This window comes from Bacillus sp. AF23 (assembly GCF_020861455.1).
Taxonomy (GTDB): Bacteria; Bacillota; Bacilli; order Bacillales; family Bacillaceae; genus Bacillus; species Bacillus halotolerans.
The window spans coordinates 40,307-54,263 of record NZ_JAJHVY010000021.1 but is presented as its reverse complement, the minus strand read 5'-3'; the positions used below and the strand labels follow the sequence as shown (position 1 = coordinate 54,263).

12 protein-coding genes are annotated in these 13,957 nt (G+C 46.7%); 11 read left to right on the top strand and 1 reads right to left on the bottom strand.

The window, feature by feature from the left end; translation table 11 throughout:
- Positions 1-5 precede the first annotated feature (5 nt).
- Positions 6-320: a WXG100 family type VII secretion target gene (locus LNN34_RS12115; RefSeq protein WP_024120614.1), complete on the bottom strand. Its 315-nt coding sequence runs from the start codon at positions 318-320 to the stop codon at positions 6-8.
- Between the two features lie 334 nt (positions 321-654).
- Here LNN34_RS12115 and glvA point away from each other — a divergent pair, with 334 nt between their 5' ends.
- The 11 genes from glvA (at position 655) to LNN34_RS12060 (ending at position 13,947) form a co-directional block, all read left to right on the top strand.
- On the top strand, positions 655-2,004 hold the full coding sequence (gene glvA, locus LNN34_RS12110; protein ID WP_229043527.1) for a 6-phospho-alpha-glucosidase: 1,350 nt from the start codon (positions 655-657) through the stop codon (positions 2,002-2,004).
- Between the two features lie 65 nt (positions 2,005-2,069).
- Entirely contained in the window at positions 2,070-2,834 is a 765-nt protein-coding gene (locus tag LNN34_RS12105) for a MurR/RpiR family transcriptional regulator (protein WP_044163676.1), read from the top strand.
- 14 nt (positions 2,835-2,848) lie between these two features.
- Positions 2,849-4,435, top strand: coding sequence for a PTS maltose transporter subunit IIBC (gene malP, locus LNN34_RS12100; RefSeq protein ID WP_059291626.1), 1,587 nt, complete (start codon positions 2,849-2,851; stop codon positions 4,433-4,435).
- Positions 4,436-4,539: 104 nt separating this feature from the next.
- Positions 4,540-6,261, top strand: coding sequence for an ABC transporter ATP-binding protein (locus tag LNN34_RS12095; protein ID WP_229043526.1), 1,722 nt, complete (start codon positions 4,540-4,542; stop codon positions 6,259-6,261).
- A complete protein-coding gene (locus tag LNN34_RS12090) occupies positions 6,255-8,069 on the top strand; it encodes an ABC transporter ATP-binding protein (protein WP_229043525.1) in 1,815 nt (604 codons plus the stop codon). Before LNN34_RS12095 ends, LNN34_RS12090 begins: the two co-directional genes overlap by 7 nt.
- A 162-nt stretch (positions 8,070-8,231) precedes the next feature.
- Entirely contained in the window at positions 8,232-8,636 is a 405-nt protein-coding gene (gene catD / locus LNN34_RS12085; protein ID WP_044163684.1) for a DoxX family oxidoreductase CatD, read from the top strand.
- Between the two features lie 17 nt (positions 8,637-8,653).
- Positions 8,654-9,511, top strand: coding sequence for a VOC family protein (locus LNN34_RS12080; RefSeq protein WP_229043524.1), 858 nt, complete (start codon positions 8,654-8,656; stop codon positions 9,509-9,511).
- A 293-nt stretch (positions 9,512-9,804) separates the two neighbouring features.
- Positions 9,805-11,007: a sensor histidine kinase gene (locus LNN34_RS12075; RefSeq protein WP_229043523.1), complete on the top strand. Its 1,203-nt coding sequence runs from the start codon at positions 9,805-9,807 to the stop codon at positions 11,005-11,007.
- Positions 11,004-11,666 (top strand): two-component system response regulator LnrK, encoded by a 663-nt coding sequence (gene lnrK / locus LNN34_RS12070; protein WP_059353371.1) that lies wholly within the window; start codon positions 11,004-11,006, stop codon positions 11,664-11,666. The genes LNN34_RS12075 and lnrK overlap by 4 nt, the downstream gene beginning before the upstream one ends.
- Before the next feature lie 143 nt (positions 11,667-11,809).
- Positions 11,810-12,745 carry an ABC transporter ATP-binding protein gene (locus LNN34_RS12065; protein ID WP_229043522.1) on the top strand — a complete coding sequence of 312 codons (936 nt, stop codon included), beginning with the start codon at positions 11,810-11,812 and terminating at the stop codon, positions 12,743-12,745.
- A gap of 11 nt (positions 12,746-12,756) precedes the next feature.
- A complete protein-coding gene (locus LNN34_RS12060) occupies positions 12,757-13,947 on the top strand; it encodes an ABC transporter permease (RefSeq protein WP_229043521.1) in 1,191 nt (396 codons plus the stop codon).
- The last annotated feature ends 10 nt before the right edge of the window (positions 13,948-13,957 follow it).

The window sequence follows — 13,957 nt, the reverse complement described above, 5'->3', positions numbered from 1 at the left end:
GCTATTCACCTCTCGAGTTTATGTCTTTCCTCTCTTGCTTTTCTTTCTAATTCTTCCATTCTGGCAATCTCAGCTTTTCGTTCTTCTATTTTTACGGCAGCTGCCTTAAGTTCCTGGCTTGTTTCTAGCAGCTCCTGTTCGAACTGATCGTAGGCGGCTTTTGTTTCCTCGAAATCCTGGTCGAATGTGTCTCTTGCTTTTCCCTGCCAAGCATCGCCCAATGCAGATAACCGGGAGTCAAGGAGCATTTTTGAGCTTCTGACCTCTTCTGCGGCTGCACTGTACTGATTTGCAAGCTCGATGACTTTATGTGAGTCCAACTTTTGTCCCCTGCCTTTCCTAAATTAACGCACAAATGGATGTTTTATATAAATGATTATAAATAATTCGGCATGTATCCGAATCGTACAAAAGAACCTTTTCATAAGAATTGGAAGGGCGTATATTCACTCAAATTTCACAGATGATGAGACTTTGAGATTACAAAAAAGGTAAAAAAATCAAATTGTTGAACTGATAGATAAGTGAGAAATTTCCCGCTCGATGGGAAAAAAAACTAAAACTGATCAAATGACCTAAGTGCGCCAAAAGCATTACGAGACAAGCTGTCACATGATATAAATAAAATGTAAACGTTATCAAGGAGGTCGTCATATGAAGAAAAAATCATTCTCAATCGTAATAGCGGGCGGAGGGAGCACATTTACTCCCGGGATTGTTCTGATGCTCTTAGACCATTTGGATGAGTTTCCGATCAGAAAGCTGAAGCTGTATGACAATGATAAGGAAAGACAGGAGCGGATCGCGGGGGCCTGTGACATTTTTATCAGAGAAAAAGCACCCGAAATTGAATTTACAGCGACGACTGACCCGGAAGAAGCTTTTACAGACGTTGATTTTGTCATGGCACACATCAGGGTAGGGAAATACGCAATGCGTGCGCTTGATGAGCAAATTCCGCTGAAGTACGGAGTTGTGGGCCAGGAGACGTGCGGACCGGGCGGTATCGCATACGGTATGCGTTCAATTGGGGGCGTGCTTGAAATATTAGATTACATGGAAACATACTCGCCAGATGCGTGGATGCTGAATTACTCCAACCCGGCGGCGATTGTGGCGGAAGCAACGAGACGCCTCAGACCGAACTCAAAAATCCTCAACATCTGTGATATGCCGGTCGGTATCGAAGACCGTATGGCGCAAATTCTCGGCCTGTCCTCAAGAAAAGAAATGAAGGTCCGGTATTATGGATTAAATCATTTCGGCTGGTGGACATCCATTCAGGATCAAGAGGGCAATGATTTAATGCCGAAGCTGAAGGAACATGTGTCTCAGTACGGGTATATTCCGAACGCAGAGTCCGAGGCGGTGGAGGCGAGCTGGAATGACACGTTCGCAAAAGCGCGTGACGTGCAGGCCGCCGATCCGGACACATTACCGAATACGTATTTACAATATTATCTGTTCCCGGATGACATGGTGAAAAAATCAAATCCGAACCATACGCGGGCAAACGAAGTCATGGAAGGACGCGAAGCCTTTATTTTCAGCCAATGCGACATGATTGCACGCGAGCAGTCCTCTAAAAACAGCGAAATCAAAATAGACGATCACGCGACATATATCGTCGATCTTGCCCGCGCTATTGCCTACAATACAGGTGAAAGAATGCTTTTAATTGTTGAAAATAACGGGGCAATCGCAAACTTTGACCCGACAGCGATGGTAGAGGTGCCGTGTATCGTCGGCTCAAACGGGCCTGAACCGATCACAGTCGGAAACATTCCGCAGTTCCAAAAAGGACTGATGGAACAGCAGGTATCAGTTGAGAAATTGACAGTTGAGGCATGGACGGAAAAATCCTTCCAAAAGCTATGGCAGGCGCTCATTCTCTCAAAAACAGTGCCGAACGCCCGTGTGGCAAGGCTTATTCTCGAAGATTTATTGGAGGCCAACAAAGATTTCTGGCCTGAGCTTGATCAAAGCCCGAGCCGTATCTCATAACTGAAAAATCCCCCATTTTCGAAATCTATATTGTATATAATAGAAAGAAAATGGGGGGATCTGATATGCAGCTCGAAGAACTGATTAATCAGCATTACAGTAAATTAAATGACAATGATTTTCATATTTTGAAATATATATTGAATCACAAGAACACGTGCTATCGTCTTGGAATCGATGCCCTTGCGAAAGCATGCAGCGTATCGCGTTCCTCGATTTTGCGTCTTGCCCAAAAGCTCGGTTTCAGCGGCTACAGTGAATTTCGCGTTTTTTTGAAGTGGGAAGATCAGCCGGAAGAAGGCGAGAGTATGAGTTTTCAAAAGCTGTTGGATGATATTGAAGCAAATTTGAAATTTATAAGGACAAAGGACATGACGGACATGTGCCAGCTGATTGATGAAGCGGACCGCATTTTCGTGTACGGGTCCGGAACGGCGCAAAAGATATGCGCCCATGATTTGCAAAGAATGTTTATCCCTCTCAATAAGTATCTGATTTTGATTGAGGGCAGTAATGAATTTGACCAGATGCAGGATGATTTTAAGGTGAATGATCTGTTTATCATCATTTCGCTGTCCGGAGAAACGCCTGAGCTGATTCCGCAGGCAAGGATGCTTTCCGCAAAGGGAGTTCCCTTTATATCCATTACGAATTTGAAAAACAATGTCCTCGCCCAGCTCACACCGCATAATCTTTATGCGACAAGCAAGCCCGTGACATTGAGTGATAAAAAAGAAATTGTCGCTTTTGCGCCGTTTTTTCTCGTTGGCGAAGCATTGTTCCGCGCATATGTTGATTACAAAGAAGCTGAAAAAAACGACATTGAGTAGCAGGGGGTTTTGGTATGATGCAAAAAGTCCAGCGCTTTGGAAGCGCGATGTTTGTGCCTGTATTATTATTTGCGTTCGCCGGCATTATCGTGGGTGTCAGCACGCTTTTCAAAAACGAAACCCTGATGGGGCCGCTCGCTGATCCTGACGGGTTTTGGTATCAGTGCTGGTATATCATTGAGCAAGGCGGCTGGACGGTGTTTAATCAAATGCCGCTTTTATTCGCCATCGGCATTCCAGTCGCTTTGGCGAAAAAAGCTCAGGCGCGCGCTTGTTTGGAAGCGCTTACGGTTTATTTAACATTTAATTATTTTGTCAGCTCGATCCTGACAGTCTGGGGAGGCGCCTTTGGCGTCGATATGAATCAAGAGGTCGGCGGAACGAGCGGATTAACGATGATTGCCGGCATTAAAACGCTTGATACCAACATTATCGGGGCAATCTTTATTTCTTCCATTGTCGTATTTTTGCATAACCGCTATTTTGATAAAAAACTGCCTGATTTTCTCGGCATCTTTCAAGGCTCCACGTATATCGTCATGATTTCCTTCTTCATTATGATTCCGGTCGCTCTGGCCGTGTCTTTTATCTGGCCGATGGTCCAAACGGGAATCGGGTCGCTTCAAAGCTTTCTTGTCGCTTCCGGGGCGGTGGGCGTGTGGATTTACACATTTTTGGAACGGATTTTGATTCCGACCGGTCTTCATCATTTTATTTACACGCCGTTCATCTACGGCCCGGCTGTGGCGGAAGGCGGGATCGTCACGTACTGGGCGCAGCACCTTGGTGAATATTCACAAAGCGCCAAACCGCTGAAGGAGCTGTTCCCGCAAGGCGGATTCGCGCTTCACGGCAATTCAAAAATCTTCGGCATTCCGGGGATTGCGCTCGCGTTTTATGTCACAGCCAAAAAGGAAAAGAAAAAACTTGTCGCCGGCCTGCTGATTCCTGTCACACTCACGGCAATCGTCGCCGGCATCACAGAGCCGATTGAGTTTACTTTCTTATTCATCTCTCCTTTCCTATTTGCGGTTCACGCCGTACTCGCCGCGACAATGTCGACGGTCATGTATATGGCCGGTGTTGTCGGAAACATGGGGGGCGGGTTAATTGAGGCGGTTACCCTGAACTGGATTCCGCTCTTTGGCAGCCACGGTATGACGTATGTGTATCAAATTCTGATTGGACTCTCATTTACAGCAATTTATTTTTTCGTCTTCCGATTTCTGATCCTCAAATTCAATATTGCCACACCGGGACGGGAAATTGACGATCAGCAGGAAACAAAGCTGTATTCGAAACAAGAATACAGAGAAAGAAAAAACAAAAAGGACGAAACAGCCTCCGCGGCAGAAACGGCAGATGAAACCGCTGCATTGTACATCGAAGCGTTAGGCGGAAAAGACAACATCACCGAGGTCACAAACTGCGCCACCCGCCTCAGAGTCAGCGTCAAGGATGAAAAAAAGGTCGAACCCGACAGCGTCTTCCGCGCGCTTGGCGCACACGGTGTCGTCAGAAATGGAAAAGCGTTTCAGGTGATTATCGGATTGAGTGTGCCGCAGATGCGGGAGCGTGTGGAAAAATTACTAGATCAATAAAGCAGACCCTCCTTTTTGGGAGGGTTTTCGTTTGCCGTCAAAAAGACCATCATAGTAAAGTAAAGAAAGAGACAATCGAGTATAAGGGATTTGGAGGCTTTTACATGTCAAAGGCTTTATCATATTTGAAACCATACTCACTTCTGGTGGGAATTGCGCTGATTCTCATGCTGACGGAACTCGCGGTTGAACTGGTACAGCCTCTATTGATCGCAAAAATCATCGACGATGGGATTTTGAAGCAAGACATGCGGCACGTTTGGATATGGGGTGCGGTCATGATCGGTCTGACCATTTTATCATTTGCGGCGGGTATGCTGAATTCCTTTTATGCTGCCCATGTGAGCCAAAGCTTTTCCTACGATACGAGAAAAGGGCTTTTTCAAAAAATCCAGTCCTTCTCTTATTCAACATTTGGACAGTTTTCGTCCTCATCCTATATGACAAGGCTGACAAACGATGTAACACAGGTGCAAAACCTGATTTTTATGAGCCTGAGGTTTATGCTGCGTGCGCCGCTAATGATTGTGGGCGGCATTGCGCTGTCACTCGCTGTTAATGTGAAGCTCGGCTTTTTTCTTCTTGTGACGATTCCGATCCTGATTTTGTTTTTGCTTTGGGTACTGAAAAAGGGCGGGGCGCTGTTCCGGTCTGTGCAGAAACGGCTGGATCAGGTGAATACGATCATGCAGGAGAATTTAACCGCGATCAAGCTGATTAAAGCGCTGCAGCGCGGAAGCCATGAGGTCAAGAGATTTATCAAAGCAAACACGATGCTGATGCAAAAAACGGTCTCGGCATTTCAGCTTGTAGAATTTACGATGCCTGTGCTGATGCTGCTGATGAACCTCTGCATTCTTTTTATTTTATGGGCGGGAGCTCACAGCATCACAAGCGGAGGTTCTCAGGTCGGCGATGTCGTTGCGGTTATTAACTATGCGACACGAATTACGGGTGCGCTTTCTATGTTCCCGTTTTTGATTATGATTTTCACCCGGGCAAAAGCCTCAGGCGACAGAATCGGCGAAGTGCTTGAAACAGAAGGTGACGGGCAGGAGGAAGGATTACTCTCAGCTCGCTTGTCAGGCCGAATTGACTTTCAGGATGTGTCCTTCCGATATCCGGATATGGACAGAGAAGCGCTGCGGCATGTCACATTTTCCGCAAAGCCGAAAGAAACGATCGCGATTCTCGGGGCGACGGGATCAGGGAAATCGACGCTTTTTCAGCTCATTCCGCGGCTTTATCAGCCGGATTCGGGCAGCATTTACATAGATGAAAAGCCTATTGATGACTTTCCGGCGGAGGGCCTTCGCAAGCAAATTGGATTTGTGCCCCAGGAAGTGCTCTTGTTCTCAGGCACTATCAAAGAAAATATTGCTTGGGGCAAAGAAAATGCTTCACTTGATGAAATAATGGAAGCGGCCAAACACGCACAAATCCATGAAACGATCATGAAGCTTCCGAAGGGATATGATACCGTCCTGGGACAAAGAGGCGTCAATTTGTCCGGCGGCCAAAAGCAGCGGATTTCTATTGCAAGGGCACTGATCAGAAAACCGTCCATCCTTCTTTTGGATGACAGCACAAGCGCGCTTGACCTGCAAACGGAGGCGAAGCTGCTTGAGGCCATCAGCACATATGAGTGCACAACCTTAATCATTACACAAAAAATAACAACGGCCATGAAAGCTGATGAAATCTTGCTGCTCGAGGATGGAGAGCTGATAGAAAAAGGCACACACAGCCAGCTGCTTTCTGACTCACATTTATACAAGCGCATTTACGAGTCGCAATTCGGAAGGGGGGGGAGCGAGTCGTGCTGAAAGACATCCGCAAGCCTTTCCAATATCCCAAAATCCCAATCGATAAAAAAGAACGCGCCAAAAAAAGAGCGAAAGCAAAGGATACAAAAGGCACCCTGAGACGAATCTGGTCTTACCTGGCAGAACGAAAAGGGCTGCTCATACTCGTTATGCTGATGGTCGTAATCAGCGCGATATTCGGGCTCCTCGGCCCCTTTGTGATCGGAAAGGCTATCGACCATTTCATCGTCGGCCAGACGGTCCGCGGGCTTATTCCCGTTCAGCTCATTCTGCTTGGCATATATCTCATTCAATCTTTATCACTATGGTTTCAAAACTATTGGATGATCACGATTTCGCAAGGCACTGTCTTTAGAATGCGAAGCGAGCTGTTCACCCATCTGCATGAGCTGCCGATCCCGTTTTTTGATAAAAAGCGGCATGGCGAACTGATGAGCCGGGTGACCAATGACATCGAAAATGTCAGCTCCACTTTAAATACGTCTGTGATTCAAATTCTGTCGAGTGTCATCACCTTCGTCGGAACGATTGCCGTCATGCTGTATATGAGTCCGCTGCTGACTGTGATCACGCTGACGATCATTCCGGTAATGGCGGTGAGTCTGAAATGGATTACAAACCGTACGGGAAAACTGTTTAAAGAACAACAAAAAAATCTTGGCGAGCTGAACGGATATATTGAAGAAAGCATTTCAGGCGCAAAGGTCATCAAAGCGTATTCACGGGAAGACCAGATTACAGCTGAGTTTCTGGAAAAAAACGCAGCACTCAAGACTTCAGGCTTCTGGGCACAGACGATTTCCGGCTTTATCCCGAAAGTGATGAACTCTTTAAACAATTTAAGCTTTACGATCATTGCTGCAATCGGCGGACTGTTTGCGCTGAAAGGCTGGATATCCATCGGCACCATCGTTGTCTTTGCCGAGTACTCAAGACAGTTCACCCGTCCATTAAATGATCTGGCCAATCAGTTTAATACGATGCTGTCCGCTATTGCCGGCGCTGAACGGGTGTTTGACGTACTGGATGAAAAAGAGGAGCGTGAGGATGAAAAGAATGCCCTGCATCAGCCGATACAAACAGGCAGCATTGAATTCCGAAATGTTTCCTTCGGCTACAAGGAAAACAATCAGACACTGAAACACCTCCAATTCACAGTGCCGGCCGGACAGTCAATCGCCTTTGTCGGCCCGACGGGAGCGGGAAAAACCACTGTTACCAATCTGCTTGCCCGTTTTTATGAGCCCAATGAGGGGAGCATTTTAATTGACGGGATTGATATTAAAAAGCTGACAAGGGCCAGCCTGAGAAAAAACATGGGGTTTGTGCTTCAGGATTCGTTCTTGTTCCAAGGCACGATCAGAGAAAATATCCGCTACGGCAGGCTCGATGCCTCCGATCAGGAAATCGAGGCCGCTGCAAAAACAGCGAATGCCCACAGCTTTATTGAGCGGATGCCAAAAGGATATGATACAGTGCTGACGCAAAACGGCTCGGGCATCAGTCAAGGACAGAAACAATTGATCTCCATAGCAAGAGCCGTACTGGCCGATCCGGTTCTGCTCATCTTGGATGAAGCGACAAGCAACATTGATACCGTTACAGAAGTGAAAATCCAAGAAGCACTTGCCCGTTTAATGGAGGGGAGAACGAGCGTCATCATTGCCCACAGGCTGAATACCATTCAAAGAGCGGATCAGATTGTCGTATTAAAAGACGGCGAAATGATTGAAAAAGGCAGCCATGATGAGCTGATACGCCAAAAAGGATTTTACAGTGACTTATACGAAAGCCAATTTCAGAAATAAAGAAAAAGACCTTTGGCCTGTACAAAGGTCTTTTTTGTTACAGATTTATAGTACTTTTATTTCAATTTCGTAAAATGTAACGAAATTACTTGACGTAAACAAGTTATGTATATATACTAGCTTACATTAAGTAAGTGATAACATTTATCAAGGAGGATAAAAATGAATAAATCATTTGAAATTGGCACATTACTTTTAAGAGTCATCACAGGTATTATCTTTTTTGTTCACGGTTTATCAAAGTTTCAGGCAATGGAGGGCACGATCCAATTTTTCGGCAGCATAGGACTTCCAAGCTTTATGGCGTATGTCATCGCAGCGATTGAACTCGTTGGCGGAGTGCTCGTCTTTTTCGGATTGGCTACACGTATTGTCGGTGTACTGTTCGCTCTTACGCTGATCGGCGCCATCATCACAGTGAAGCTCAAAGCGCCATTCATGGGCAATGCAGAATTTGATTACCTTCTGCTTTTGACATCCATTCACCTGGCGCTTACTGGAAGCAGATTCCTGGCACTGGACCCATTCGTGTTTAAAGCAAAAAAGAACGGAAACGTATCAGCATAAGAAAAGAGGCATACAGCATGACCAGCATTCATGAGGATACAACCATTGGCTATGTCAAACTCACAATCCGCAGTCTGGAGCGTTCCCTTCAGTTTTACTGCAACGTGATCGGCTTTCAAGTCTTGAATAAGACGGACCGCCAAGCTGAATTAACGGCTGACGGAAAACGCCCCCTGCTTATTCTGGAAGAAAATCCGAGCGCTGTCGTCTTGCCTGAACGCACGGTAACGGGTCTGTATCACTTTGCGATTTTGCTTCCCAACAGAAAGGAACTTGGTATCGCGCTCGCCCGCTTGATTGAAAACGGGATTGCCCTCGGACAGGGAGACCACGCTGTCAGCGAGGCGCTCTATCTCTCTGATCCGGACGGAAACGGAATTGAAATGTACGCTGACCGCCCCCGCAGCACTTGGCAGCGGGATCGTGAAGGAAATTACGTCATGACAACAACAGCTGTCGACATCGAGGGCCTTTTGGAAGAGGCCGGAGAAGAGCGGAAAACAACACTTCCAAACGGTACGGTCATCGGGCACATTCATCTGCATGTCAGTGATCTGAAAGAAGCAAAAGCGTTTTACACAGATGTGCTGGGCTTTGACATTGTCGGAGACTATGCGGGCATGTCTGCTCTCTTCATTTCAGCCGGAGGCTATCACCACCATATCGGCTTAAACATCTGGGCTGGGAAACATGCGCCGCCTAAGCCGGCAAATGCGAGCGGGCTCGACTATTACACCGTTGTCCTGCCTCATCAGGAGGAACTCAAATGTGTAGCGGATCGAGTCAAAAACGCTGGATATTCGCTTGAAGAAACGGAAAACCATTTTCTTGTGAAAGACCCTGTCTCCGGAGCACATATCAAATTTGTGATTTAACTGTCATCATCCCTTTGCCGTAAAAAACGGCAGGGGGATTTTTATTTCTGTCCGCCTTGTTATGGTAAGAGAACCAACCTGTTAGGGGCGTTTGAAACCATCTTGTATCGGGCACAATCGCTTTAAATAGAGCAAAATGATGCCTCATTTTTACATCCATTATTAGAATAAATAAGTGGAAGCGCCGCATATGACATAAAGTTCATATGCGGTTTTTATTTTCCAAAAACACCTGTAAAAAATAACAGGAGGCAGGTATGATAAGAAAGGAATTGCTTATAGGAGTGATGAGCGTGAAAGCTCTTTTATTTACAAGAATATTCACCTTGATGGTGAGCTGTTCGATGTATCTGTCCCTTGTAAAGGATGATAACTGGTTTGAATATCTATTTATCGCGTTAGGAGCTGCCATGTATGCAGCCAATCATTTTTTGCTGAAAACAGAGAAGTATGACGTCTGGTTTTGTCTGATTGATCTTACGGTCGGCTTTTCGTTCGGATTCATGTTTCCCGGCAATGGTTTGTTCATTATTATGCTATGCCCGGTAGCTGTCGCATTTTTTCTGCGCGGGTTCAATAGAAAAATGGCATGGTTTCTGTTATGTCTTTGCTCAATTTTGTTTTCAATTGTCCTCATACGTACATATCTGCTAGCCGGCAATGAATATGTCATGGATCACATCACCAGCATGACATTTGTGGTGTTCTGCGGAGTCGTCGGCAAATTAATCCGCAAACTTCTTGAAGCACAAGAAACGGCAAAACAGCAGTTTCAGGAACTGACAGATTCGCATCGGGCGCTGTCAGCAGCACACCAGGAGCTGCATTTATATGCGAAGCAGGTCGAAGAACTCACTGCCATTCACGAGCGGAACAGAATGGCACGGGATATCCACGATACAGTAGGGCACAAAATGACGGCGCTTCTTGTCCAGCTGCAGCTTCTGCGTGAATGGCAAAAAAGAGACAGCCGAAAAGCAGATGAGACAGTCGGCGTCTGTGAAACGCTCGCCCGTGAAGCACTCGGCGATATCCGCTTATCAGTCCGAACCCTGCAAACGGAGAACGATCCCTCATTCATTGAATCGCTGAAACAACTGACAGAAGACTTTTACAAAAATGCGGGCGTCACATCTGAACTGACGGTCAGCGGCGATCCTGCGCTGGTCCCGCTGTCTCTGCATCCGACTGTGATCAGAACGGTGCAGGAGGCGCTGACCAATGCAAAACGTCACGGCGGCGCCACTGCCTGCTCGATTCAGCTCACGTGTTCACCGGAAACAGTCAGTCTTTTGATTAAAGATGACGGAAAAGGAAATCCTGAGGCTGCGCTGGGATTTGGTCTCTTGAATATGAAAAAGCGGGCGGCCGAACATGGCGGGATGATCCGTTTTGAAAGCGAGCGGGATCAAGGATTTACCGTGATGGCGGAATTTTCTTTGGCCAATAAAAAATGGAGCTTTGGGCCCGCACAGCAAAAGGAGAGTTTATCATGATTAAAATCATCATTACCGACGATCAGGATATCGTCAGAGAAGGGCTGGCGTCTCTGCTTCAGCTCCGGGAAGAGCTCGATGTCATCGCCACGGCGCGAAACGGACAGGAAGCCTTTGAAAAGGCGAAAGAGCTGGAACCGGATATCGTATTGATGGACATCCGCATGCCGGTGTCCACCGGGGTGGAGGGAACAAAATTGATCACCAGCTCGCTGCCGGGCGTAAAGGTGCTGATGCTGACGACCTTTAAAGATTCAGAGCTGATTGCCGAAGCGCTTGAAGAAGGGGCAAGCGGGTACCTGTTAAAGGACATGTCTGCCGATACGATTGTGAAAGCGGTGATGACTGTTCAATCAGGAGGAATGGTGCTCCCGCCGGAACTCACAGCCCAAATGCTGAATGAATGGAAACGGGAAAAACAGCTGAAAGGAACGGAAGAGAAAGAAAAACCGAAGGAACTGCTCGACCTGACCGAGCGTGAAATGGAAGTGCTGACTGAGCTCGGGTACGGACTGAACAATAAAGAAATTGCCGAAAAGCTGTACATTACAGAAGGAACAGTGAAAAATCACGTGTCAAACATTATCAGCAAACTGTCGGTCAGAGACAGAACCCAAGCCGCCATTTATTCCGTCAGACATGGCGTATCTGTCTTTTGATAGATGACGTTTGGCATATGCGTTGCCCTGAAAAGGCCTGTCACAGGCCTTTTTTTTATGCCCGATGTTCTATCCGGCGCCACATGTTTCACCCCTCAATCTCTTCTACAATGGCAATGGGATAAAAAAAGGAGTGAAACAGCGTGCTTCAAGCAGAAAATATCAAAAAGGCATACGAAAAAAAAACAATTGTCAAAGGAATCTCTTTTTCCTTGAAAAAGGGTGAGTCGTTCGGACTGCTCGGACCGAACGGAGCGGGGAAGTCCACAACCATTTCTTTGATTTCCGGACTTGTGCCGCTTGACGGAGGGGAGATTACAGTCGGCGGGTATGCTATCGGTAAAGACACGAACAAAGCCAAACAAAAAATCGGCATCGTCCCGCAGGAAATCGCCCTGTACCCGACACTGGCGGCTCAAGAAAATCTCGTATTCTGGGGGAAAATGTATGGACTCACGCATGGAGAGGCCAAAAAAAGATCAGCAGAAGTCCTTGAATATGTAGGGCTTACTGAGCGGGCTAAAGATAAAATCGAAACATTCTCCGGCGGAATGAAACGGAGAATTAACATCGGCGCCGCCCTTATGCATAAGCCTGAGCTGCTTATCATGGATGAACCGACCGTCGGCATCGACCCTCAATCGAGAAATCACATTTTAGAAACGGTCAAACAGCTCAACGAAACAGGCATGACCGTGATCTATACGAGTCATTACATGGAAGAGGTCGAGTATTTATGTGACCGAATCGGCATTATTGATCAGGGAGAAATGATTGCGATCGGCACAAAAAACGACTTGTGCAGCCGTCTTGGAGGAGACACGATCATCCAGATGACTGTCAGCGAGGCAGATGAAGGATTTCTTTCTGATGTCCGCTCGCTTGCCTATGTGAATGATGTAACAGTGAGTGAATCAGAGCTCAAAATTGAGGTTGCTGCGGCGCACCATGAGAAAGTAGTCACCAGCCTGCTCACGGAAGCCGCTGCCCATCAAACGAATCTCCTGTCTCTTCAGGTTCAGGAACCGAATCTGGAACGGCTGTTTCTGAACCTGACAGGCCGCACATTGCGGGATTAGGAGGGGCGGCGATGAAAAAAGCAATATGGATCGCATGGAAAGATGTCAAAATCAGAATCACGGACAAAAAAGGGTTTATGATGCTTATCCTAATGCCGCTGATCTTAACAGCCATATTAGGGGCCGCTCTTGGATCAATCCTTGGCGGAGGCAGCGAGATTGATGAAATCAAAGTCGGCTATGTCCAGTCTGATCAGTCAGGCGCGTCGAAGATGTTTAAAACAGATGTACTTGAAAAAATGAAGATAATCAAGGTCACAGAAGCGAGCAGTAAAAAGGAAATGAAAAAGCTGCTGGCGGAAAAGAAAATTGATGTCGGAATTGCCGTCCCGGCACATTGGGGATCCGGCAAGAAACCGGCCGCTGTTTATGCTGGCACTGATCAGGAATTAAAAAGCTCTATCATAGAAACGGCTGTAGTGTCTTTTATAGATCAATACAAGGCGGTACGAGAAGCGGCATCTGCCTCGATGGAATATGTCACCAAGACGGAAGCTGTAAAACAAGGAAAGCTCAATCCTGCCCTCATTGCAGAAAATCTTGCTAAGACGCTTGAAAAAGAAGCGGGTGCCAGGCTTGCTGTTACGGAGAAATCAGTCGGCACAAAAGAAGTTACCAGTTTTCAATACTATTCGGCGGCAATGCTTTGCATGTTTATGCTGTTTCATATGACGGTCGGCGCGAAATCATTTTTGCTGGAAAAGGAAACAGAAACCCTTGCCAGACTGCTGATGACGCCTGCACAAAAATACGCCATTCTCTTCGGGAAGTGGCTCGGAACCTATTTGTTTGCCATTATACAATTTTTCATTTTTCTTATTGTGACCATCAATGTATTTGATGTGGACTGGGGAGACAATCTCTTGTTTGTGTGCGCGCTGGGGCTTTCCTACGCAGCAGCAGTATCCGGCATTTCAATGCTTCTTGCTTCGTGCATCAGCGATATGAAGTCAGCAGATGTTTTAGGAGGTTTTGGCATTCAGGTGCTTGCCGTTCTCGGCGGTTCAATGCTTCCGTTTTATCAATTTCCGGATTTTCTGCAATCTGTTTCAAAGGCGGTGCCCAATCGATGGGCGCTCGAGGGCTTTCTTTCCTTAATGGAGGGGGGAGGCTGGGCTGAACTTCAGACGCCGGTCCTTCTTTTTGCGGCAATCGGTCTTTGTTCACTGGCTGTTGGCATCAGAAGGCTTCACACAAGATAAGGAGGTAAAA

Excerpts from the sequence above, each read along its gene's own strand:
- LNN34_RS12095 (WP_229043526.1), top strand. The coding sequence starts at position 4,540 with ATGTCAAAGGCTTTATCATATTTGAAACCATACTCACTTCTGGTGGGA.
- glvA (WP_229043527.1), top strand. The coding sequence starts at position 655 with ATGAAGAAAAAATCATTCTCAATCGTAATAGCGGGCGGAGGGAGCACA.
- lnrK (WP_059353371.1), top strand. The coding sequence starts at position 11,004 with ATGATTAAAATCATCATTACCGACGATCAGGATATCGTCAGAGAAGGG.
- LNN34_RS12060 (WP_229043521.1), top strand. The coding sequence starts at position 12,757 with ATGAAAAAAGCAATATGGATCGCATGGAAAGATGTCAAAATCAGAATC.
- LNN34_RS12080 (WP_229043524.1), top strand. The coding sequence starts at position 8,654 with ATGACCAGCATTCATGAGGATACAACCATTGGCTATGTCAAACTCACA.
- malP (WP_059291626.1), top strand. The coding sequence starts at position 2,849 with ATGATGCAAAAAGTCCAGCGCTTTGGAAGCGCGATGTTTGTGCCTGTA.
- LNN34_RS12105 (WP_044163676.1), top strand. The coding sequence starts at position 2,070 with ATGCAGCTCGAAGAACTGATTAATCAGCATTACAGTAAATTAAATGAC.
- catD (WP_044163684.1), top strand. The coding sequence starts at position 8,232 with ATGAATAAATCATTTGAAATTGGCACATTACTTTTAAGAGTCATCACA.